General features: G+C 71.1%; 23 protein-coding genes and 2 pseudogenes. 1 reads left to right on the forward strand and 24 read right to left on the reverse strand.

What is annotated here, in order from left to right:
* Positions 1-57 precede the first annotated feature (57 nt).
* The 6 genes from rlmN to rpsB form a co-directional block, all read right to left on the reverse strand.
* Entirely contained in the window at positions 58-1164 is a 1107-nt protein-coding gene (gene rlmN, locus NP777_RS14080; protein ID WP_256650493.1) for a 23S rRNA (adenine(2503)-C(2))-methyltransferase RlmN, read from the reverse strand.
* A gap of 72 nt (positions 1165-1236) precedes the next feature.
* Entirely contained in the window at positions 1237-2397 is a 1161-nt protein-coding gene (locus tag NP777_RS14085) for a phosphatidate cytidylyltransferase (protein WP_256650494.1), read from the reverse strand.
* Positions 2397-2954, reverse strand: coding sequence for a ribosome recycling factor (frr, locus tag NP777_RS14090; RefSeq protein ID WP_030834259.1), 558 nt, complete (start codon positions 2952-2954; stop codon positions 2397-2399). Before frr ends, NP777_RS14085 begins: the two co-directional genes overlap by 1 nt.
* A 104-nt stretch (positions 2955-3058) precedes the next feature.
* Positions 3059-3841, reverse strand: coding sequence for a UMP kinase (gene pyrH, locus NP777_RS14095; protein ID WP_201850831.1), 783 nt, complete (start codon positions 3839-3841; stop codon positions 3059-3061).
* A 155-nt stretch (positions 3842-3996) separates the two neighbouring features.
* The gene (gene tsf / locus NP777_RS14100; RefSeq protein WP_256650495.1) at positions 3997-4833 is read right to left on the reverse strand and encodes a translation elongation factor Ts; all 837 of its coding nucleotides are present in this window, start codon (positions 4831-4833) and stop codon (positions 3997-3999) included.
* 110 nt (positions 4834-4943) lie between these two features.
* The gene (gene rpsB / locus NP777_RS14105) at positions 4944-5867 is read right to left on the reverse strand and encodes a 30S ribosomal protein S2 (protein ID WP_256650496.1); all 924 of its coding nucleotides are present in this window, start codon (positions 5865-5867) and stop codon (positions 4944-4946) included.
* A gap of 313 nt (positions 5868-6180) precedes the next feature.
* Between rpsB and NP777_RS14110 the strand changes: the two are divergent.
* A pseudogene (locus NP777_RS14110) lies at positions 6181-6738 on the forward strand (peptidoglycan DD-metalloendopeptidase family protein); the annotation flags it as partial.
* 489 nt (positions 6739-7227) lie between these two features.
* Here the strand turns inward: NP777_RS14110 and NP777_RS14115 are convergent.
* From NP777_RS14115 to proS, 18 genes and pseudogenes are all read right to left on the reverse strand, one after another.
* Positions 7228-7767 (reverse strand): TetR/AcrR family transcriptional regulator, encoded by a 540-nt coding sequence (locus tag NP777_RS14115; protein WP_256650673.1) that lies wholly within the window; start codon positions 7765-7767, stop codon positions 7228-7230.
* Between the two features lie 93 nt (positions 7768-7860).
* Positions 7861-8694: an RNA polymerase sigma factor WhiG gene (gene whiG, locus NP777_RS14120; RefSeq protein WP_256650497.1), complete on the reverse strand. Its 834-nt coding sequence runs from the start codon at positions 8692-8694 to the stop codon at positions 7861-7863.
* A gap of 129 nt (positions 8695-8823) precedes the next feature.
* A complete protein-coding gene (gene dprA, locus NP777_RS14125; RefSeq protein WP_256650498.1) occupies positions 8824-10218 on the reverse strand; it encodes a DNA-processing protein DprA in 1395 nt (464 codons plus the stop codon).
* Positions 10218-11840, reverse strand: coding sequence for a YifB family Mg chelatase-like AAA ATPase (locus NP777_RS14130; protein WP_256650499.1), 1623 nt, complete (start codon positions 11838-11840; stop codon positions 10218-10220). The genes dprA and NP777_RS14130 overlap by 1 nt, the downstream gene beginning before the upstream one ends.
* Positions 11840-12199, reverse strand: coding sequence for a YraN family protein (locus NP777_RS14135; RefSeq protein ID WP_256650500.1), 360 nt, complete (start codon positions 12197-12199; stop codon positions 11840-11842). Before NP777_RS14135 ends, NP777_RS14130 begins: the two co-directional genes overlap by 1 nt.
* A gap of 236 nt (positions 12200-12435) precedes the next feature.
* Positions 12436-12744 carry a DUF2469 domain-containing protein gene (locus tag NP777_RS14140; RefSeq protein ID WP_004944840.1) on the reverse strand — a complete coding sequence of 103 codons (309 nt, stop codon included), beginning with the start codon at positions 12742-12744 and terminating at the stop codon, positions 12436-12438.
* A 39-nt stretch (positions 12745-12783) separates the two neighbouring features.
* Positions 12784-13314 (reverse strand): NUDIX hydrolase, encoded by a 531-nt coding sequence (locus NP777_RS14145; protein WP_256650501.1) that lies wholly within the window; start codon positions 13312-13314, stop codon positions 12784-12786.
* A complete protein-coding gene (gene lepB, locus NP777_RS14150; RefSeq protein WP_256650502.1) occupies positions 13307-14077 on the reverse strand; it encodes a signal peptidase I in 771 nt (256 codons plus the stop codon). Before lepB (NP777_RS14150) ends, NP777_RS14145 begins: the two co-directional genes overlap by 8 nt.
* Before the next feature lie 96 nt (positions 14078-14173).
* Complete coding sequence (gene lepB / locus NP777_RS14155; protein WP_391858514.1) at positions 14174-15259, reverse strand: signal peptidase I; 1086 nt, start codon at positions 15257-15259, stop codon at positions 14174-14176.
* Between the two features lie 286 nt (positions 15260-15545).
* Positions 15546-16310 (reverse strand): annotated as a pseudogene (lepB, locus tag NP777_RS48500) (signal peptidase I); the annotation flags it as partial.
* On the reverse strand, positions 16240-17091 hold the full coding sequence (lepB, locus tag NP777_RS14165) for a signal peptidase I (RefSeq protein ID WP_256650504.1): 852 nt from the start codon (positions 17089-17091) through the stop codon (positions 16240-16242). The gene lepB (NP777_RS14165) and the pseudogene lepB (NP777_RS48500), both read right to left, overlap by 71 nt.
* An 83-nt stretch (positions 17092-17174) precedes the next feature.
* Complete coding sequence (gene rplS / locus NP777_RS14170; protein ID WP_030834224.1) at positions 17175-17525, reverse strand: 50S ribosomal protein L19; 351 nt, start codon at positions 17523-17525, stop codon at positions 17175-17177.
* Positions 17526-17657: 132 nt separating this feature from the next.
* On the reverse strand, positions 17658-18536 hold the full coding sequence (gene trmD, locus NP777_RS14175; protein ID WP_256650505.1) for a tRNA (guanosine(37)-N1)-methyltransferase TrmD: 879 nt from the start codon (positions 18534-18536) through the stop codon (positions 17658-17660).
* A complete protein-coding gene (rimM, locus tag NP777_RS14180; RefSeq protein ID WP_256650506.1) occupies positions 18533-19225 on the reverse strand; it encodes a ribosome maturation factor RimM in 693 nt (230 codons plus the stop codon). The genes trmD and rimM overlap by 4 nt, the downstream gene beginning before the upstream one ends.
* A gap of 81 nt (positions 19226-19306) precedes the next feature.
* Positions 19307-19546 (reverse strand): RNA-binding protein, encoded by a 240-nt coding sequence (locus tag NP777_RS14185; protein WP_020868149.1) that lies wholly within the window; start codon positions 19544-19546, stop codon positions 19307-19309.
* A gap of 2 nt (positions 19547-19548) precedes the next feature.
* Entirely contained in the window at positions 19549-19992 is a 444-nt protein-coding gene (rpsP, locus tag NP777_RS14190; protein ID WP_256650507.1) for a 30S ribosomal protein S16, read from the reverse strand.
* Positions 19993-20147: 155 nt separating this feature from the next.
* On the reverse strand, positions 20148-20741 hold the full coding sequence (locus NP777_RS14195; protein ID WP_030834213.1) for a hypothetical protein: 594 nt from the start codon (positions 20739-20741) through the stop codon (positions 20148-20150).
* A gap of 193 nt (positions 20742-20934) precedes the next feature.
* A complete protein-coding gene (proS, locus tag NP777_RS14200) occupies positions 20935-22350 on the reverse strand; it encodes a proline--tRNA ligase (RefSeq protein WP_256650508.1) in 1416 nt (471 codons plus the stop codon).
* Positions 22351-22416: the final 66 nt, after the last annotated feature.

A 22416-nucleotide genomic window follows, 5' to 3' on the forward strand; every position in this document is an offset into this window, starting at 1 on the left:
TCGCTTCTATGACGATCGCATGATGCAACGATGCCCAGGCACCGTATCAGCCGGTGCTCAGCGCTCCGAAGCCGCCAGCTGCCCGCAGGCCCCGTCGATCTCCTGACCCCGGGTGTCCCGGACGGTCACCGGCACCCCATGGGCCTCCAGGGCCGCCACGAACGCCTTCTCGTCCTCGGGCCTGGACGCCGTCCACTTGGAGCCGGGCGTCGGGTTGAGCGGGATGAGGTTCACATGCACCCGGTGGTTCTTGAGCAGCCGGCCGAGCAGATCGGCGCGCCACGCCTGGTCGTTGATGTCCTTGATCAGCGCGTACTCGATGGAGATCCGGCGGCCGGACTTCTCCGCGTACTCCCACGCGGCGTCCAGGACCTCGCGCACCTTCCAGCGGGTGTTGACCGGCACGAGGGTGTCGCGCAGCTCGTCGTCGGGCGCGTGCAGCGACACCGCGAGCCGGCACTTGAACCCCTCGTCGGCGAAGCGCAGCATCGCCGGGACGAGGCCGACGGTGGAGACGGTGATACCGCGCTGCGACAGGCCGAGGCCGTCGGGCTCGGGGTCGGTGAGCCGGCGGATGGCGCCGACGACCCGGTTGTAGTTGGCCAGCGGCTCGCCCATGCCCATGAAGACGATGTTGGACAGCCGGGCCGGGCCACCGGGAATCTCCCCGTCCCGGAGGGCCCGCATCCCGTCGACGATCTGGTGCACGATCTCGGCGGTGGACAGATTGCGGTCCAGCCCCGCCTGCCCGGTGGCGCAGAACGGGCAGTTCATCCCGCAGCCCGCCTGTGAGCTGATGCACATGGTGACCCGGTCCGGGTAGCGCATCAGAACGGACTCCACGAGCGTGCCGTCGAACAGCCGCCACAGCGTCTTGCGCGTGGTGTCGTCGTCACAGCTGATGTGCCGCACCACGCTCATCAGATCCGGCAGCAGCCCGGCGGCCAGCTTCTCCCGCGCGGCGGCCGGGATGTCGCTCCACTGAGCGGGGTCGTCGACATAGCGCGCGAAGTAGTGACGCGACACCTGACCTGCCCGGAAGGGCTTCTCCCCGAGGGCGGCGACGGCCTCCCGGCGCTCGGCGGGCGTGAGGTCGGCGAGATGCCGCGGGGGCTTCTTGGCCCCACGCGGCGTGACGAAGGTGAGTTCTCCGGGCTTAGGCATGGTTTTCCCAGTGTCGCAGACGTACGAAGGGCCCCGCGCCGGGAGTGGCGCGGGGCCCGTGGGCGGGGGTGGTCAGCCGCCGCCCACGAAGATCACCAACAGCAGCCACACCACCGGCGCGGTGGGCAGCAGTGAGTCGAGCCGGTCCATGATCCCGCCATGGCCGGGCAGCAGCTTGCCCATGTCCTTGATGCCGAGGTCGCGCTTGATCATGGACTCGCCGAGGTCGCCCAGGGTCGCGCTGACCGCGGCGGCGAGGCCGAGCAGCAGGCCCTGCCACCAGACGCCGTCGTCGATGAGGTACTGCATGCACAGCGCGCCCGCGACCATCGCGAAGGCCACCGCGCCCAGCAGCCCCTCGCGGGTCTTGCCGGGGCTGATGCGCGGGGCCAGCGGATGCTTGCCGAAGCGCCAGCCCACCGCGTACGCCCCCGTGTCGCTGACCACGGTCAGCAGCAGGAAGGTGAGGACCCGCCACGGGCCGTCGCCGGTGTCGAGCATGAGCGCCACGAAAGTGGCCAGAAACGGCACGTAGAAAGCGGCGAAGACGCCCGCCGTGACATCTCTGAGGTAGTTGTCGGGCGGCTCGGTCATCCGCCAGACCAGCACCGCGAGCGCCGTAAGGGCGACCGCCACCACCGCGCCCTGGGCACCGCGCACATAGCCCGCGACGACCATGGCGACGCCGCCGACGGCGAGCGGCACCAGGGGGACCCGGATGTCCTTGCGCTCGGTCAGCCGCGAGGTCAGCTCCCAGAGCCCGACCACCACCGCCACCGCCACCACGCCCACGAACACGGGCTTGTAGATGAAGAGCGACGCCAAGATGATCACACCGAGGCCGACGCCCACCCCTATCGCGGCGCGCAGATTCCGGCCCGCGCTCTTCTTGCCCTGCCCGGCGCCGTCGGCGGAGGCCGGGTCGGGCGCGGGGTCGGGGGGCGTCGGCCGGCGCCCGGCGGGCTGCCGGGGTCCGGGCTGAGGCTCCCGCTCGTCGCGGAAGAGGGGGCCGCTCAGCCGAGCGGCCCCCCGGTCACGGTCGGCGGCCTCGCCGGAGTCGCCGCCTGCGTGGGGCACGGTGGGCATGGGGCGAGTCTGCGCCGCCTCACCCACCTCGTGCGCGGGACCCGCCGAAGAAGTGGGCACCTCCCAGCCATAGCCGGGGGAGGTGCCCTGACCGCCAGGTCCCCGGAGTCCGGCGCTTGGTGGGGCCCCCCAGGAAGAGTCGTTCATCAGACCTCGAGCAGCTCGGCTTCCTTGTGCTTGAGCAGCTCATCCACCTGCGCGACATACTTCGCCGTGGTGTCGTCGAGCTCCTTCTCGGCGCGGCGCCCCTCGTCCTCGCCGACCTCGCCGTCCTTGATCAGCTTGTCGATGGACTCCTTGGCCTTGCGGCGGACGCTGCGGATCGAGATCTTCGCGTCCTCGCCCTTGCCCTTGGCGACCTTGATGAACTCCTTACGGCGCTGCTCGGTGAGCTCGGGGAACACCACACGGATGATGTTGCCGTCGTTGCTCGGGTTGACGCCCAGGTCGGAGTCCCGGATCGCCTGCTCGATGTTGCGGAGCGCGGTCTTGTCGAACGGCGTGACCACGGCCATCCGCGGCTCCGGCACCGAGAACGACGCCAGCTGATTGATCGGCGTCAGCGCACCGTAGTAGTCCGCCACGATCTTGTTGAACATCGCCGGGTGCGCACGCCCGGTGCGGATCGCGGCGAAGTCCTCCTTGGCGACCACAACGGCTTTCTCCATCTTCTCCTCGGCCTCGAGGAGGATCTCTTCGATCACCACTTGCTCCTGGTGTTATCAGTAAGCAGAGCCTCGCCCCTGCGTGCGTCTTCTCCTGCACGGTGTCCGACCGGCAGGCCGTTGTCCATCCCCCGTTCGAGCCGTCAGGCCCGGGAGCCCTGGTCGCTCACCAGCGTGCCGATCTTCTCACCCTTCACCGCACGCGCGATATTTCCTTCGGCCAGGAGCTCGAAGACGAGGATGGGCAGCTTGTTGTCCCGGCAGAGAGTGATCGCGGTGGCATCGGCGACCTTGAGGTCCCGGGTGATCACCTCGCCGTACTCCAGGGCGTCGAACTTCACCGCGTCGGGGTTGCGGGCCGGGTCGGAGTCATAGACCCCGTCCACGCCGTTCTTGCCCATGAGCAGGGCCTGCGCATCGATCTCCAGCGCTCGCTGGGCCGCGGTGGTGTCCGTGGAGAAGTACGGCATACCCATACCCGCGCCGAAGATGACCACACGCCCCTTCTCGAGATGGCGCACCGCACGCAGCGGAATGTACGGCTCCGCGACCTGGCCCATGGTGATGGCGGTCTGGACGCGGGAGTCGATGCCCTCCTTTTCCAGGAAGTCCTGGAGGGCGAGACAGTTCATGACGGTTCCGAGCATGCCCATGTAGTCCGAGCGGGCCCGGTCCATACCGCGTTGCTGCAGCTCCGCACCGCGGAAGAAGTTACCGCCGCCGATGACGATGGCGATTTCGGCGCCGTCCCTGACCACGGCGGCGACCTCGCGGGCGATGGCGTGCACGACATCGGGGTCGACACCGAGTCCCCCGCCTCCGGCGAACGCCTCGCCGGACAGCTTCAGCATGAAGCGACCGTGTGGGGCCGCGCCGTGCGCCTTCTTGTCATCGGCGGCCTGTTTGGCGTCCGCGCCGTGATTCATTGGAGATCTCCTCGTGCACATACGAAGAAGGCCACTGCCGGACGGGTCCTGTTACGACCTCTGCGGCAATGGCCTCCTCGTCACATCTGCGGCCGACCGGTCGACGGTTGGCTGCCTACGACCCTATAGGGGTCGCCGGTCATTCGCTGCTCGGCTCAGACACCGACGCGGAAACGGGCGAAGCGCTTGAGCGAGACACCGGCCTCGTCCAGGATCTTCTGGACGGACTTCTTGTTGTCCTTGGCGAACGGCTGGTCCACCAGCACGTTCTCCTTGAAGAAGCCGGTGACGCGCCCCTCGACGATCTTCGGCAGGGCGCCCTCGGGCTTGCCCTCCTCGCGGGCGGTGGCCTCGGCGACCCGGCGCTCGTTCTCGACCGTCTCGGCCGGGATCTCGTCGCGGCTGAGGAACTTCGGGGCGAAGGCGGCGATGTGCTGCGCGACGTCCTTGGCGACCGTGGCGTCTTCCTTGTCCAGCTCGACCAAGACGCCGACCTGCGGCGGCAGGTCCGGGCTGGTGCGGTGCATGTACGCCGCGACAAAGCCGCCGGAGAACTGCGCGAAGCGGTCCAGGACGATCTTCTCGCCGAGGGTCGCGTTGGCCTCGTCGACGAACGCCTGAACGGTCTTGCCCGCCTCGATCTCGGAGGCCAGCAGGGCCTCCAGGTCGGCCGGGGAGGTCTTGGCGACGTGGGCGGCGATGGCGTCGGCGAGGGCCACGAACTTGTCGCCCTTGGCCACGAAGTCGGTCTCGCACTTCAGCTCGACCAGCACGCCGGAGGACTTGTCGTCCGCGATGAGGGAGACGACGGCACCGTTCTCGGCGCTGCGGCCCTCACGCTTGGCCACGCCCTTCTGGCCCTTGACGCGCAGGATCTCGACGGCCTTGTCGACGAGGCCCTCGGCCTCGTCCAGCGCCTTCTTGCAGTCCATCATGCCGGCGCCGGTCAGCTCACGGAGCTTCTTGACGTCAGCGGCGGTGAAGTTCGCCATGATCTGTGAATCTCTTCTCGAAAGTCGAAAGCTCTACGGGTGAACGGCGGGGGCGGCGCCACTGGCACCGTCCCCCGCCGTCATACACCGTCTGAGTGACGTCTGAGTGGTCAGCCCTGCTCGGCGTCCGCGGCGGGGGCCTCGGCGGGCTTGGCGTCCTCAGCGGGCTTGGCAGCGTCCTCGGCGGGCTTGTCCGCGTCCTCGGCGGGCTTGTCCGCGGCGGCCTCGGCCGGCTTGGCCTCGGCCTCGTCGGCCTTCTTCTCGCCCTCGAGCAGGTCGCGCTCCCACTCGGCGAGCGGCTCACCCGCGGCCTTGTCGGCCTTCTCGTCACCGGTGGCGACACCGGAACGGGCGATGAGGCCCTCGGCGACGGCGTCGGCGATCACCCGGGTGAGCAGGGTGACGGAGCGGATCGCGTCGTCGTTGCCCGGGATCTTGTAGTCGACCTCGTCCGGGTCGCAGTTGGTGTCGAGGATCGCGACGACCGGGATCCGGAGCTTGCGCGCCTCACCGACGGCGATGTGCTCCTTCTTGGTGTCCACGATCCAGACGGCGCTCGGCACCTTCTGCATCTCGCGGATACCGCCGAGGGTCTTCTCCAGCTTGGCCTTCTCGCGGGAGAGGACCAGGAGCTCCTTCTTGGTGAGGCCGGAGGCGGCCACATCCTCGAAGTCGATCTGCTCGAGCTCCTTCAGGCGCTGCAGGCGCTTGTAGACGGTCGAGAAGTTGGTGAGCATGCCGCCCAGCCAGCGCTGGTTGACGTACGGCATGCCGACGCGGGTCGCCTGCTCGGCGATGGCCTCCTGCGCCTGCTTCTTGGTGCCGACGAACATGATGGAGCCGCCGTGGGCGACGGTCTCCTTGACGAACTCGTAGGCGCGGTCGATGTACGACAGCGACTGGAGCAGGTCGATGATGTAGATGCCGTTGCGCTCGGTGAAGATGAAGCGCTTCATCTTCGGGTTCCAGCGGCGGGTCTGGTGCCCGAAGTGGACGCCGCTCTCCAGCAGCTCCCGCATCGTGACGACGGCCATGGCCGTACTCCTTGAGGTACTCGGTTCCACGGCGGCCGGGCGGCCACCGCTCCTGACGTCCCGGCGCGCCTGCCACGGACGGGGCCCTTGCGGGGGTCGTCCGAGGACCGAGGGGCGCGGCCACCGAGCTGACCGATGCGCGATCGGAGCACCAGTGGCGGGGCGTGCGAAGTCGATCCGGTGACCCGGATCGCCATAAGAAGTGTACGGGACCGGTACGGTGCCGGGTGACGGCGTTATCCACAACCCGTGAGTAGTCCCCCGATTCCGTCCATGATCCACCCGTTTCGGGCCGCCCGGCCATCGTGGGGGCATGCGAAGGCTTGTGGTGGGGTGGGTTCTTGCCCTGGTGACTCTTGCGCTGTCGGTGCTGCCGGTGCCGACGGCCTCCCTTCTGGCGCCACCTCTTTCGGCGGCACGGGCCGCGGCGGCGGATCCGCGCGCGGCGTCTGCTCCGCCCCCGCGCGCGGCGCCGGATCCCGGGCCGGGGACGCGGCCGGGCGGGGGACGGTCGGGACCGGGCGAGGGACGATCGAGGTCGGGCCGGGAGCGGTCATGGCCGGTCGACGGTGCGCCGGGCACGGTGCGGCCTGCCGTGCTGAGGGGCTGGCGGCCGCCTCCGACGCCCTGGGCTGCGGGGCATCGCGGGGTCGACCTGGCGGCGGTCCCGGGCACGCGGGTCCGGGCGGCGGGCCCGGGGCGGGTCAGCTTCGTGGGGCCGGTCGCGGGCCGTGGTGTGCTGGTGATCGCGGTGTCCGGGACCGGCTCCCCTCCCCTGCGCACCACCTACGAACCGGTGCGCGCCACGGTGACCAAGGGGGAGCGGGTGGCCGCCGGGCAAGTGGTCGGCGTGGTGGCGCCGGGCCCCTTCCACTGTCGGCCGGGCTGTCTGCACTGGGGGCTGCGGCGCGCGGACCGCTATCTCGATCCGCTGTCGCTGCTGCCGCCGTCGATGCTGCGGGGCGGCCCGTCCCGGCTGCTCCCGGTGTTCGGCGTGCGCGACGCGCCCACGGTCTCCGCGCTCGCGTCCCCCGCCGGGGACACCCGGCTGCCGACGGCCGCGGCACTGGTGGCGGCATCCCTCTGGGCCCGGATCCGGCTGGGCCGCCCCGGGTCGGTCCGGGCCACCCCGGGTCGGTCCGGGCCACCCCGGGTAGGTCCGGGCCACCCCGGGTCGGTCCGGGCCACCCCGGGTCGGTCCCAGCCACCCAGGTCGGTCCGGGTCGCCCGGGTGGGTCCGGGTCGCCCGGGTCGGTCCCAGCCACCCGGGTCGGTCCGGGTCGCGTCGGGTCGCATCGGGTCGCCCAGTCGTCCGGGCCGCGCTCGCGCACGCCTGCGGGGCAGTGGAGGGGCCGGGCGGTCAGCCCCGGACGCCGCGCAGGGCCATGGCGACGGCCGCCTCGGTGATCCGCTCGGGATCCTCGGCCGCGCCGAGTTCGATGCGCCGGACCGCGGCGTCCACGACGCCCTGGAGCAGCACGGCCGAGAGCCGGGGCTGCTCATGCCCGAGGGCCGCGAGGGCCTCGACCACCATCGCGATCAGCCCGCCGTGGGCGGCCCGGATCTTCTCCCGCGCGCCCGCGTCCAGCTCACCGGCGGAGATCGCCACCACCGCGCGGTGCCGGCGGTCGCCGACGAGCGCGAGCTGCCGGCGGACATACGCCTCGATCTTCGCCTCGGGCCCGTCGGCCCGGTCCATGGCGGCCTCGACCTCGGCGGCCCAGACCGGGAAGTCCACGGCGCACAGCTCCTCGACCACGGCGGCACGGGAGCGGAAGTACTCATAGACGGAGGACCGTGCGAGTCCCGTGCGCTCGGCGAGGGCGGGGAAGGTCAGCGCCTCCGTGCCGCCCTCGGACAGCAGGGTGCGGGCGGCCTCCAGCAGGGCCGCGCGCTGCATCGTCCGGTGCTCGGCCACTGAGGCCGCTCGAATCCTGGGCACCCGACCACTCTACGGAAGAGGCCGCCCGGAGGGCGATGCCGGAGGGACGATTCAGCGCCCGACATCGGCGAGTTTCGCCCGCAGCTGGAGGACCGACTTGGTGTGGATCTGGCTGACCCGGCTCTCGGTGACGCCGAGCACCTGGCCGATCTCGGCGAGCGTGAGCCCCTCGTAGTAGTAGAGCGTGACCACGGTCTTCTCCCGCTCCGGCAGGGTGTTGATCGCCCGGGCGAGCAGCCGCCGCAGCTCCCGGTCCTCGGCCACCTCGACGGGGTTGTCAGCGGCGGTGTCCTCGAGGGTGTCCATGAGGCTGAGCCGGTCGCCGCCCTCGCCGCCGACGTGCAGCAGCTCCTCCAGGGCGACCACATTGGCGAGCGACAACTGGCTGAAGACGCCGTGCAGTTCCTCGAGGCTGATGCTCATCTCGCTGGCCACCTCGGCCTCCGAGGGGGTACGGCGCAGCTGGGCCTCCAGCGTGGCGTACGCCCGCTCCACGGCACGGGCCTTCTGGCGGACCGACCGCGGGATCCAGTCCAGCGCCCGCAACTCGTCGATCATCGCGCCACGGATCCGGGTGATGGCGTAGGTCTCGAACTTGATGGCGCGCTCGGGGTCGAACTTCTCGATGGCGTCGATGAGTCCGAAGACCCCGGACGAGACGAAGTCCGCCTGCTCGACATTGGAGGGCAGGCCGACGCTGACCCGGCCGGCCACGTATTTCACCAGCGGTGAGTAGTGCAGGATCAGCTGCTCCCGCAGCCGGCCGTCGCCCGTGGTCTTGTACGACCGCCACAGCTCGTCGAGCGATGAGGGCGCGGCAGGGCGCACCGCGCCGCGGGCCGCGGGCGGCGCCGCGCTGTCAGACCCGGAGATGTGCTGGGGCATTCGTCGCCTTGAGCCGTTCTGCCATGACATGGGTGAGGACGTACGCTTCCGCCGGAAACCTTGTGAGCGTAGCGTGACTAAGGCGTCGCGGTATGCGAAGGACGTCGGCTCGGCGGTGTGCGGATACGGTCATCGCCTCAACCCTTTCACCCGATTGCCCCGATTCGGGGGATCGCCTCGCCGTGCGCCGTCGCTCCTGCGCGCGGGCGGGACCAACTCCCATCGATCGCCATGACGTTCGACAAAGCCCAGGGCGAGCAGTTCATGGAGCCGGCCCAGGGCCTCGTCACAGCCGGTCCCGGATTCCCGGGCCACATCCCGCAGGTGGTTGCCGCCCCGTGCCGACAACGCTTCCAGCACCCGTGCCGTCACGGGATCGAGCAGGTCCCGCTCGACCAGCGGTCCCCGCCGCTCCGGGGCGAGGTCTCCGATGCCGCCGATGAGCTCGGCCACTTCGGCGGCGTCGGTGACCAGGACGGCCTCGCCGCGCAGCAGTTCATGCACCCCTGCCGAGAGCCCGCTGGTAACCGGTCCGGGCACCCCCATGGTGGACCGCCCGAGCTGTTGTGCCCGGCGCGCGGTGACCAGCGATCCGCTGCGGTACTGGGCCTCGACCACGACCGTGCCGCGGGTGAGGGCGGCGATGACCCGGTTGCGGAGCACGAATCTGGGGCGTGTCGGATGCGCTCCGGGTGGCAACTCGGCCAGCACCAGGCCCTGTTCCGCGATGCGCTCGATCAACTCGGCGTGCGCTCGCGGATAGGGGACGTCCACACCGGAGGCGAGCACCGCGATGGTGGCCCCGCCCGCGGCGAGCGCCCCTCGGTGAGCCGCGCCGTCCACTCCGTGGGCCGCCCCGGAGACGACCGCCCAGCCCCGCTCGGCGAGCCCCGTGCCGAGGGAGGCCGCGGCATGCGCGCCGTAGTCGCTGCAGGCCCGCGCACCGACCACGGCGACCGAGCGCAGCGCCCACATCCGCAAGTCGGCCCGGCCGCGCACCCATAACCCGACCGGGCGAGCGTCACCGAGATCGTCGAGCTGACCGGGCCAGTCCAGATCCCCGGGGCAGATGAACCGTCCACCGCACCGGGCGATCAACGCGAGGTCGGCGACCGGGTCCACCGCGGACGCCCGGAGGGCACATCCGGCCAGCCGCTCCCCGGTGGCTCCCGGCGGGGGCTTGCCCTTCCCGGTGAGCGCCCGCCACAGCGCCACCGGCCCCATACGGCGCAGCCAGCGTCCCACGGTCTCGTCCCCGGGCTCCACGAGCCGGGTGAGCGCCGCCCGCGCCAGCCGCTCCTCGTCCGGAACGCCCCGCCTGACCGTGATGGTGTCCTCCACACGCCTCTCGGCGAGCTCCTGCCCCACGTTGGGGACACCTCGCCCCTCGAGCTCCGGCCCTTCGTCCGGGACGCCCCGCCCCGCCGGGAGCCCCTGCCTCTCGTCCCAGCCGCCCTGCCCCTGCCCAGCCTCCGAGAACAGGGCGGGGACGGTGCCGCGGCCGCCCGCCGAAGGAGTCGTCATCAGCACTCCCCCGCCGGGACCGGCACCCCGCGGCTGATCCCGGTGCGCAGCTGCAGCGCCTGGGCGATGTCCGGTGCCATGGGCCGGTCGTGCCCGGCCAGGTCGGCGACGGTCCAGGCGACCCTCAGCACCCGGTCCAGCCCCCGGGCGGTGAGCAGCCCGCGCTCCATATCGCGCTCGGCCTCGCGCAGCGCCCCGGGACCCGGCTGCCAGCGGGTGCGCAGCTCATGGCCCGGCACCTCGCTGTTCAGCCGCCAGGGGGTGCCCTGGAGGCGGGCGGCGGACCGCTCCCGGGCCTCCCGGACCCTGGCCGCGACCGACGCGCTGCTCTCCGCCCCGGCATACCCCCCGGTGAGCTCGGTCCGGCTCACCGCCTCGACGCGCACCCGCAGGTCCACCCGGTCCAGCAGCGGTCCGGACAGCCGTGCCTGATAGCGGCGGACCGTGGCGGGCGAGCACTCACAGACGTCACCCATCAGACCGTGGCGCCCACAGGGGCAGGGGTTCGCCGCCAGCATCAGCAGGAAGCGCGCCGGCATCCGCATCATCCCGGCGGACCGGGCGACCACCACATGCCCCGACTCCAGGGGCTGCCGCAGGGCGTCCAGCGCCTTCCCGCTGAACTCGGGAGCCTCGTCCAGGAAGAGCAGTCCACGGTGGGCGAGCGAGACCGCGCCAGGTCTGGGCAGTCCGTTGCCCCCACCGACGAGCGCGGCCATGGTCGCCGAGTGGTGCGGGGCGCAGTACGGCGGGGTCTCCACCAGCGGCTGCCCCGGAGGGAGGACCCCGGCGACCGAGTGGACCGCCGTGACCTCCAGGGCCTCCTGCTGGGTGAGGGGCGGCAGCAGCCCGGGCAGCCGCTCGGCCAGCATGGTCTTCCCGGCGCCCGGGGGCCCGTTCAGGAAGAGGTGGTGCCCGCCCGCGGCCGCGACCTCCAGGGCGGTGCGCGCGGCCCGCTGCCCGGCGACCTCGGCCAGATCGGGCCGCCCCGCCCCGGCCCCGGGCACCGCGGCGACGCCGGTGCCCATACCGGCGCCGGGCACGGTGAGCCCCGCCAGCATCGGATCGGGGCGGCCCAGCTCCTGGGGTTCCTCCTCCTCGGGCACCGGCTCGTCCGTCAGCACCGCGATCAACTGGCGCAGGCTCCGCACGCCCAGCACCGAGACGCCCGGCACCAGGGCCGCCTCCGCCGCCGTCTGCTCGGGGACCACGACCTGGCGGTAGCCCGCCTCGGAGGCGGCGAGCACGGCGGGCAGCACGCCGCGGACCGGCCGCACCCGGCCGTCAAGACCCAGCTCCCCGATCATCATCAGATCGGCGATCTCCCGCGGGTCCACGCGCTCGGCCGCGCCGAGCACCGCGCAGGCCACGGCGAGGTCGAAGCCGCTGCCGCCCTTGGGGACGGATGCCGGGCTGAGCCCGACCGTGAGCTTCCTCTGCGGCCATTCACCGCCGGAATTGACCACGGCCGCACGGACCCGGTCCCGGCTCTCCACCAGGCTCTTGTCGGGCAGCCCGACAAGGGTGAAGGCGGCCACTCCCGGCTCCAGATCGGCCTGGACCTCCACCACCACGCCCTCGACCCCGACCAGCGCCACCGAGCAGGTGCGGGCGAACCCCATCAGGCCACCCCTCGCACATGCTCGACCACGGGCGCGCCCCGTCGGGGCAGCACCACCCCCACCACATCGATCCGCACCCCGCCCGGCGGCGGCCCGCCGCGCCGCTCGAGCCAGCGCTCCGCCAGCCACCGCAGCCGCTCGGTCTTGTCCGGTCGGACGGCCGCCATCGGATGCTCGTAACCACCCTCGCGGCGCGTCTTCACCTCGCACACCACCAGCGCCCCGGCGTCGAGCGCGACGATGTCGATCTCGCCGTCCCGGCATCGCCAATTGCGCTCCAGGACGGTCATCCCGGCTTCCGTCAATGTGCGGACCGCCACATCCTCGCCGTAGCGGCCCAGCGCTCCTCGGGCGTTCATTCGGCACCACCTCCGGCACCGACTGTGACGCCCCCGCGTCCCGCTCAGGGATCTTGGAGCATTCCTGTGGACAGCCGCCCGGCTGTGGAAAACCCAGCCACCCGGAAGGCTGAGTCAGCCGCCCGGAAGCTGGAGAGTTCAGCTGCCGGAAGCTTGCGTCAGCCGCCCGGACCGTGGCGTCAGCCGCCGGAAGCCTGAGTCAGCCGCAGCCTGAGTCAGCCGCCCGGACGGTGGGGTCAACCGCTCGGAAGATCGAGGTCGCTCTTGTTCAGCTCCTCGATATTCACGTCCTTGAACGTGAGAACCCGTACCTGCTTCACGAAACGGGCCGGGCGATACATGTCCCAGACCCAGGCGTCGGCCATCGACACCTCGAAGAAGACCTCACCCTGGACCGAGTGCACCTGCATCTCGTAGTCGTTGGTGAGGTAGAAGCGGCGTTCGGTCTCGATCACATATTTGAACAGACCGACGACATCGCGGTACTCCCGGTAGAGCTTCAGCTCCATCTCGGTCTCGTACTTCTCGAGGTCCTCGGCGCTCATGGCATGTTCCCCTTCAGCCGTGCGTCCCCCCATTGTGCGTCAGACGCGCTCAGTCTCCAGGATCACCGGTGCACTCGGAGGTCCCTCGACGAGCAGCGTACGCAACAGCTCCGCCAGCCGTGTCGGGTATACCGGCTCGGTGGCCGTGGCCAGCTCGTCCGCCGTCCACCAGCGCAGACCGGCCACGCTCCGCCGCTCCAGCTCCGTCAGCCCGCCGCCGGCCCGTGCCGGGGTCTGTTGGGTACGACACAGGTAGTACCACTCGTCCTGGTCCCAGCGCCGCCCGGCGAACGGAAAGGAGCAGATCCGCCGCCACAGCAGCGGGCCGAGCCGCACATCGGTGATCCCGGTCTCCTCCGCGAGCTCCCGGAGCGCCGCCTCCTCGCGGCTCTCCTCGCCCTCCAGGCCGCCTCCCGGGGTGAACCACCAGGTGGACGACGGATCGTCCGGTTCGAAGCCGTGCAGCAGCAGGATCCGGTCCTGCGGGTCCAGCAGCACGACCCGGGCGACCTTCCGCAGCCGCCGCTCCTCCGTGCCGCCCCGCTCGGCTCCGCCAGGCCCCTCAGCCACTCGCGGCCACCTTCCCCTTCGCTGCCTGATCCCGCCGTGCGCCGCCGCCCGCCCTGCGCCGGGCGATCGGCCCATGGGCCGCGCCCGCCAGGATCAGCACGGCACCCACGATGACCGCGATCAGGATCGGTCCCAGCGGCCCCGGCTGCGAGATCCCGCCCGGCAGCGCCTTGAAGGCGTCCGGCCGCCCCACGGTCCCCCAGGACCCCAGCGGCCAGGCGGTGGCGTCCACCCGGGCGTCCACCGCGCCCCGCTCCACGGCGCCGCCCGCCTCGTCGGTGAGGTGCACCCGCGAGTCCAGGGAGTCGCTGCGATGGTCGCCCAGCAGGAACAGCCGGTTCTTGGGCACGGTGGTGGAGAAGACCGAGGAGGATGCCTGCTCGCCCGAGCGCAGATACGGTTCCTCGAGGACCTTGCCGTTCACCCGCAGCCGGCCCTGCTTGTCACAGCACTCGACCCGGTCGCCGCCGACCCCGATGACCCGCTTCACCATGGGCAGGTCGCCCCACACCTGGTCGCGGAAGACCACCACGTCGCCGCGGCGCACATCGCCGCCGTCGACCCGCTCCGCCAGCACTCGGGCGCCCTTGCCGATCGTCGGCGTCATGGAGTCGGTGGGAACCGTGTACGGCTTGTAGAGCATCGCGCCCCAGACGAAGCCGCCGAGGAACAGCACACACCCGACGGCCACCGCCAGCCCGGACAGCACACTGCCGGGCGTGCGCCGCGGCTTGCCGCCCCCCGCCCCTTGGGCTCCGCTCATTCCAGTGCTCCCGCCGTACGCAACAGACGTAGAAGATCAGGTTCCGTGTGCCCCGGGGCACACGGAACCGCACCTTACCCGGCGGTACGGGCTCCGTCAGCAGTCGGCGGTCAACCGCTCCGGCCGGCTCTCGGCCTCCGTACGGACCTTGGCGATCAGTCGGCGGCGGCGCCACAGCACGATCGGCAGCGCGCCCGCGAACCCCAGGGCCGAGGGGGCCATGGCGGCAGCCGCACCCAGACCCGGCTGGTCGAAGGTGTCCGGCACCGACAGGGTGGACCAGCGGTTGATCGGCCAGGCGATGACGATCGCGCGGCCGACGACATCGTCCACCGAGACCGTGCCGTTGTTCAGGTTCTGGTGGTAGCGGGAGTCCAGCGAGTCCTGGCGGTGGTCGCCCATCACCCAGATCCGGCCCTCGGGCACCTTGATCGGGCCGAACGGCTTCTCGTCACAGGGGGTGTTCCCGGGGAAGATGTACGGCTCGTCCAGGGGCTTGCCGTTGACCATGACCTTGCCGCCGCGCTTGCAGGAGACGGTGTCCCCGCCGACCGCGATGACCCGCTTGATCAGGTCCTTCTCCTCCGCCGACGGCATCAGCCCGATGAAGCTGAGCGCCTTCTGGATGCCGTCGGCGACCGGGCCGGAGCTCTTGGTCTGCGACTCGCCGAGCCAGCCGCCCGGGTCGTGGAAGACGACCACCTCGCCGCGCTCCGGCTCGGAGCCGAACCACGGGGTGAGCTTGTCCACCAGCACCCGGTCGCCCCGCTGCAGGGTGTTCTGCATCGAGTCGGACGGGATCGAGAACGCCTGCACCAGGAAGGTCTTGATCAGCAGCGCCAGGGCCAGGGCGATGATGACCAGGATCGGCAGCTCCTTCCAGAAGGAGCGCACCTTCTTGGGCTTGCCGAGCTTCCCGGGCCCGCCGGGCTTCCCGGGGCCCGGCTTCGACGCCCCGTCCCCGTCCCCGGGCGGATCAGCCGCGCCGGGACCGTCCTGGGGATCGGAGGGTTCCGGCCCGCCATCGGCTCCGTGTGGGTCCGACGCCCTGGGCGCGGCAGCCGTCCCGTTCGTGGGTGCACCGGCTTCGGGCGCCGCGTCCGCCCCGTCCGTGGGCTGCTGCGCCCCCGTCCCGGGCTGCCTCTCGGGCTCTTCGTGACCGGATCGTGCGCCGACCGCCAAATCCCCCACATCCACTCCTCACGCCTGACTGCCGCCTGCCCCATGAACGGCGCAGGATCACCACTCCCATAACGAGCGGGAGTTCCGCAGGGGTCGGGAGCTGGACCATTCCTTGCTGATCCACGGGGGACAGCCTATGTGCCGACCCCTCGGCCTGGGTCGCCCCACTCGGCGCGTCCTTCACCGAGGCGTAGGTACCCGGCTCCTCGAGCCGCCGCATGTGCCCGAACGGCCACGCGATCACGACAGCGCGGCCGACCACCATGTTGTCCGGCACCGTGCCCTGGTACGGCTCATCCAGATGGACCCGGGAGTCCGCCGAGTTGGACCGGTGATCACCCATCACGAACATCCGCCCCTGGGGGACCGTCACCTTGAACTGCTTCTGCGACGGCGGGTTCCCCGGGTGCAGATACGGTTCGTTCAGCGGCGTCCCGTTGACGGTGACCTTACCGTTCGTGTCACAGCACTCCACCGTGTCGCCGCCCACCGCGACCACCCGCTTGATCAGGTCCTGCTCGTCGGAGGACGGCAGCAGCCCGATGAAGGTCAGGAACTCCTTGCCCTGCTTGATGACCGGCGGGTCGTCCTTGGGCGGCTTCCGCTCGTCGTCCAGCCACCCGCCGGGGTCCTTGAACACCACCACATCGCCGCGCTCCGGCTTGGAGCCGAACCACGGGGTGAACTTGTCCACCAGCACCCGGTCGCCGATCCGGATCGTCTGCTCCATCGAGCCGGACGGAATGACGAACGCCTGCACCAGGAAGGTCTTCAGGACAAGCGCGATCACCAGCGCCACGCCCACCAGGATCGGTATCTCCTTGACGGCCGAACGGCGCCGCCTGCGCTTGATACGGCGCTGGATCTTGCGCCGCTCGGCGCGCCCGCCCACCCGGCGCTCGCCCGGCGGACGGGGCGTGCCCACGTCGACGCCGTCGGGCGGAGCGGCCGGGCGCGCCCCGGCGCGAGGACGCCCACGCTTACCCATGGGCACCACCGGAGGCAGCGGACGGTATGCGGCCTGGCGCCGCGGGCACGTCCGTGAAGGCATCCGTCCGGGGCACGCCCGACCAGCGGCCGAGCGGCCAGCCGATCCATTGGGCGCGCCCGATCACCTTGTCGACGGGGACCGTGCCCCCGCCCGGGGCGCCCAGATGGTCGCGCGAGTCCCGGGAGGCGTCGCGGTGGTCGCCCATCACCCACAGCCGTCCTTCGGGCACGACGATGTCGAAGCGCACCCGCGAGGGACTGTCCCCGGGGTGCAGATAGTGCTCGTCCACCGGCTGACCGTTCACCTCGATCCTCCCCCGCTTGTCGCAGCAGGTGACCCGGTCACCACCGATGCCCACCACGCGCTTGACGTAGTCGGACTCGGCCGGTTCGGCCAGCCCGACCGTCGCGGCCGCCTTGCGCAGCAGACCCGTCACCGGATTCCTGGACGGCTCCTCCTCGCCGAAGGAACCGGCTCCGTCGAACACGACAACGTCGCCGCGGCGCGGATCGTCCCCGAAACGGTAGGCGAGCTTGTTCACAAGCACCCGGTCCCCGGGGCGGAGGGTGCCCTCCATGGAACCGCTGGGGATCAGAAACGGCTGCAGCACGAAGCCGCTCACCAGCAGCACGAGCGCGGCGCAGCCGGTCGCGAGCAGCGCCGCCCGCCGTCGGCGCCCGCCGCCGGTCAGCCAGGCCCGAATGGGCCCGTGCGGCAGCCGCCCGGTGGACGGGGGCTCCCCGGCCCGCGCGGAGGCATACGAAGAGCGCGACCGCCCCTCGTGCTCCTTCTCGGAGCCCGGGGAGCTGTCGCGCTCCGCGAGCTGTCCTTCGGTGTTCATCGGGCCAGAGCCTATCCGGCCCGGCCGGATGATCCGGCGGTAGCTCAGTAGTCGCGCAAAATCGCCGCGATCCAGCCGCGAGCTCAGTTCTCGCGCTTCTCCTTGATCTTGGCGGCCTTGCCGCGGAGGTCGCGCAGGTAGTACAGCTTCGCCCGGCGCACATCACCGCGGGTGACGACCTCGATCTTCTCGACGATCGGGGTGTGCACCGGGAAGGTGCGCTCCACGCCGACGCTGAAGCTCACCTTGCGGACGGTGAAGGTCTCGCGGACACCGGAGCCCTGGCGGCGGATGACGACGCCCTTGAACTGCTGGACACGGGAGCGGTTGCCCTCGATGACGCGGACGTGGACGTTGACCGTGTCGCCGGGGCGGAAGGTCGGGATGTCGCTGCGCAGCGACGCGGAGTCGACGGTGTCGAGCAGGTGAGACATGATCGTCTGCTTTCCTCGCCGATGCCACAGGTCATCAGCGGAATATCGAATGATGATTCGGAGTGCCGCCCTCATCGGGTGGGCGTCGGTCCCCCTGTGGCAGGGGCGCACACCCGGACGTACGGCAGCGGCCTATTCTTCCACGGCCCGGTCCGGCCGCCCAAATCGGGCCCCACCGGTCGTCCCGCCGGTCGCCTTACCGTTCGTCCCGCTGGTCTCCCCGCCGGTCCCGGGCAGCTCCTCCCAGCCCAGCTCGGCCAGGAGCGCGCGGTCGTGCTTGTCGAGCGTCGCCGGGTCGCAGCGCTCGATCAGATCGGGGCGGTTCTCGCTGGTGCGGCGGAACGCCTCGTCCCGGCGCCAGCGGGCGACCCTGCCGTGATGGCCGCTGATCAGCACCTCCGGGATGGCGCGGCCGCGCCACTCGGGGGGCTTGGTGTAGACGGGCCCCTCCAGGAGGTCGGCCATCGTGCCGGGGGCGAAGGAGTCGTCGCGGTGCGACTCGGCGTTGCCCAGCACACCCGGCAGCAGCCGGGCCACCGCCTCGGTGATCACCAGCACCGCGGCCTCGCCCCCGGCCAGGACGTAGTCGCCGATCGAGACCTCGTGGACCTCCAGCCGCTCGCCGTACTCCTCGATCACCCGGCGGTCGATGCCCTCGTAGCGGGCGGGCGCGAAGACCAGCCAGGGGCGCTCGGCGAGTTCGACGGCTAGGGACTGGGTGAACGGACGGCCGCTCGGGGTCGGCACGACCAGGGTGGGCTTGACCAGCCCCTCGGCCTCACCCGACGCCATGATCGAGTCAAGCGCCTCGCCCCAGGGCTCGGGCTTCATCACCATGCCGGGGCCGCCGCCGTACGGGGTGTCGTCGACCGTGTTGTGCCGGTCGTGCGTCCAGGCGCGCAGATCGTGGACGCGCACGTCGAGCTGTCCGCGGGCGCGGGCCTTGCCGACCAGCGAGACGTTCAGCGGCTCCAGGTACTCGGGGAAGATCGTGACGACGTCGAGCCTCATGACGACTCGCCCTCACGGCCGCCCGCGGTGTCGCCCTTACGGTCGTCGCCCGTGGTCTCACCGCTGTCCGCGGCAGCGCCCTTACGGCCACCGGCGGCCACGCCCTGACGGCCCCCCGCGGTCTCGTCCTTACGGTTGCCCGCAGCGTCCTTGTCGCGGCTGCCCGCGATCTCCGCCTCGGTCTCGTCGAGCAGACCCGGCGGCGGGTCGATCACGGCGCGCTGCTCCTCCAGATCGATCTCCGGCACGACCTCGGAGACGAACGGGATCAGCACCTCACCCCCGTCGGGGCGCTTCACCACCAGCAGATCCTGGTACGGCAGATGGGAGATCTCGGAGATCCGCCCGACCTCCGTGCCGTCCACGGTGACCACATCGAGGTCGATCAGCTGATGGTCGTAGAACTCCTCGGGATCCTCGGGGAGTTCCTCCGGGTCGACCTCCGCGATCAGCAGGGTGTTGCGCAGTGCCTCCGCGTCGGTGCGGTCGCGCACCCCCTCGAAGCGCAGCAGCAGCCGGCCGCTGTGCACCCGGCCGGACTCGATGGTCAGCGGCCCGGCCGAGGCGGGCTCGGTGGCCAGCACGGCGCCCGAGCCGAGCCGCAGCTCCGGCTCGTCCGTCCGCACCTCGACGGTGACCTCGCCCTTGATGCCATGGGCACGGCCGATCCGCGCGACAACCAACTGCACGATGCGATGTCCCTTCACACACACGGGCCGGGGACGGCCCAAAGCCCTCCCCGGCCCGTGCCGGTGCTCTTCTTGATCGCCTCAGCGGACCTGATCGACGTCGACGAGGTCGACGCGGATCCCACGGCCGCCGATGGCGCCCACGACGGTGCGCAGGGCGCGTGCGGTGCGGCCATTGCGGCCGATCACCTTGCCGAGGTCATCGGGGTGCACCCGGACCTCGAGCACCCGCCCGCGACGCAGGTTGCGCGAGGCCACCTGCACCTCGTCGGGGTTGTCGACGATGCCCTTCACCAGGTGCTCGAGGGCCTCCTCGAGCATCCTCAGGCCTCGGTCGACGCGGTGGACTCAGCGGACTCGGCCGCCTCGTCCGACTTCTTGTCGGCCTTCTTCGCCTTCGGGGTGATCGCCTCACCCTTCGGCTCGTCACCGGCGTCCTTGGCGGCCGCCTCGAACAGCGCACGCTTGTCGGCCTTCGGCTCGGCGACCTTCATCGGGGCCGGGGCGGGCAGACCCTTGAACCTCTGCCAGTCACCGGTGACCTTCAGAATGGCCATCACCGGCTCGGTCGGCTGCGCGCCGACCTTCAGCCAGTGCTGCACACGCTCCGAGTCCACCTCGATGCGCGACGGGTTCTGCACCGGGTGGTACAGACCGATCTCCTCGATCGCCCGGCCGTCACGGCGGGTGCGGGAGTCGGCGACGACGATGCGGTAGTGAGGCGACCGGATCTTGCCCAGACGCTTCAGCTTGATCTTGACTGCCACGGGAGTGGTGTCTCCTGGTCTTGACGTGGTTGAGCACTGCGACGTGCCGCGTGGGGTTGCGGTACCCGAGTGCCCGATGGACGCGTCAGCCGGAGGAGAGAGGGGTCCTGGTCGGCTGTCGAGTACAGCAGACCATTCTGCCACACCGTGACAGGTCAGCCGACCGCGGCCACCGGCTCCGGAATGCGGAACGGCTTCCCGCATCCACCGCACATGATCGGCGCCTGGGCCAGCACCGACGGGACGACGCGGACATTGCGCCCGCAGTCGCACACCGCCTTCACCCGGACCCCGCCACCGGACGAGCCGTGGCGCGCGGCGGGCCCGCGGAAGGTGCGGGAGGTCTCGGCGGTGGTCGCCACCGTGTGCGCCTTGAGTGCGCGCTGGAGGCGGTCGATCGTCGTCCGGTACCGCTTTCTCGCCTCGGGGCTGAGGGTGACCAGCGAGAAGCCGCTACTGGGATGCGGCTCCTCGGGATGGTCAAGACCCAGCTCCTCGGCGATCGCCAGGAACCGGCGGTTGTGGTAGCGGCCGGCGCGTGAGGTGTCACGGACACCGCGGGCAGCGGCGATCCCATGCACTGCCTCATGCAGCAGCCGTTCGAAGGAGAGCTCGGCGCCACATGCGGACGACGATTCTCCGATCAGCGATTCGGGCGCGGCGAGATCCGGCAGCTCGGGGTGGTGCCGTTGAATATCGGCCCACGCCTGCGCCAGCTCTGCGGCGAGAACAGGTGGTGTCGTGCTCACGTCGTGCTAACGAGCGGGACCGGTCCGGTGTTCCGATTCCGGGGCATCCCAAATAATTTGCACGTACCAGTCAGTTCACGGTGATGTACGACGACGAGGGGCGGGTGCGTAAATGTGTGGATGAGCCACGCACCGCGCACCAAGCCGGTACGTACCGGTTCAGTAGGCACTCGCGACGTCGGCTCTCGCGACGTCAGTACGCTCTCGCGACGAACGCGACGTTACCGGGAGCGTCGTCGGCGTCCGGAACCGCCCCGTCCTCGGTGACCAGACACCGCACGGATACGGACCGCTCGGCGAGCGCCGCCTCGCCCTCCGGTCCCAGGTCCGCCCACCGGATGCGGGCCCAGCCGCCCGCCGCCGCGGCCTCGGCGGCCTCCTCCATGGTCGTCACGTCCGTGGTGCGCGCCTTACGGCGCTCACGGGCCTGCCGCAGCAACAGCGCCTGGTCCTCCTCCAGGACCTTGGGCAGCAACTCCGGCAGCAGCTCGGCGCGCACCGGCTCCTTGCCGCCGGGGATCCGCCTGGCCACCATCGCGGTGCCGCCCTCCAGGTCGCGCGGGCCGACCTCGACCCGGACCGGCACGCCCTTGAGCTCCCAGTCGACCGCGCGCCGGCCGAAGGGGGTGTCCGTACGGTCGTCGACATGGACCCGCACGCCCGCCGCGGCGAGCTGCTCGCCGATCTCGCGGACCTTGGCGAGCACCGCGTCATCGCCCTTGATCGCCAGCACCACGACCTGGATGGGGGCCAGCCTCGGCGGGATCCGCAGCCCGTTGTCGTCGCCGTGCATCATCACCAGCGCGCCGACCATCCGGGTCGTGCTGCCCCAGGAGGTCTGCCAGACCAGCTCCTGCTCGCCGTCCCTGGACAGATAGCTGGTGTGGAACGCACGGGCGAAGTTCTGGCCCAGCTCATGGCTGGTGCCCAGCTGGAGCGCCTTGCCGTCGCCCATCATCCCTTCGAGGGTGAGGGTGTTGAGGGCGCCGGCGAACCGCTCGCGGGCGGTCTTGCGGCCCAGGACCACGTCCATCGCCAGGACGTCCTCCATGAACCGGGCGTAGACCTCGCGATGGATCCGGGCGGCGAAGTCCCGGGCGTCCTCGTACGACGCGTGCGCGGTGTGGCCCTCCTGCCACAGGAACTCGGTCGTCCGCAGGAACAGCCGCGGCCGCAGCTCCCAACGCACCACATTGGCCCACTGGTTGATCAGCAGCGGCAGATCGCGGTAGCTCTGCACCCACTTGGAGAAGTACTCGTTGACGATGGTCTCGGAGGTGGGCCGGACGACGACCGGCTCCTCGAGCTCCTTACCGCCGCCATGGGTGACGACCGCGAGCTCCGGCGCGAACCCCTCGACGTGATCGGCCTCCCTGGCCAGATACGACTGCGGGATGAAGAGCGGGAAGTACGCGTTCTGGACGCCGACCGCCTTGATGCGGGCGTCCATGTCCTGCTGCATCCGCTCCCAGAGCCCGTACCCGTACGGTCGGATCACCATGGTGCCGCGCACCGGGCCGTTGTCGGCCAGTTCGGCCTTGTTGATCACGTCCTGGTACCAGCGGGGGAAGTCCTCCGCCTGGGGGGTGAGCACGGGAGCCTTAGCCATGGCGCCGATCGTACGACCCGGGCGTACCGAACCGTGAATCGGACCAAAACGAGCCGATCGGTGCCC

The organism is Streptomyces rugosispiralis (genome assembly GCF_024505145.1).
Taxonomy (GTDB): Bacteria; Actinomycetota; Actinomycetes; order Streptomycetales; family Streptomycetaceae; genus Streptomyces; species Streptomyces rugosispiralis.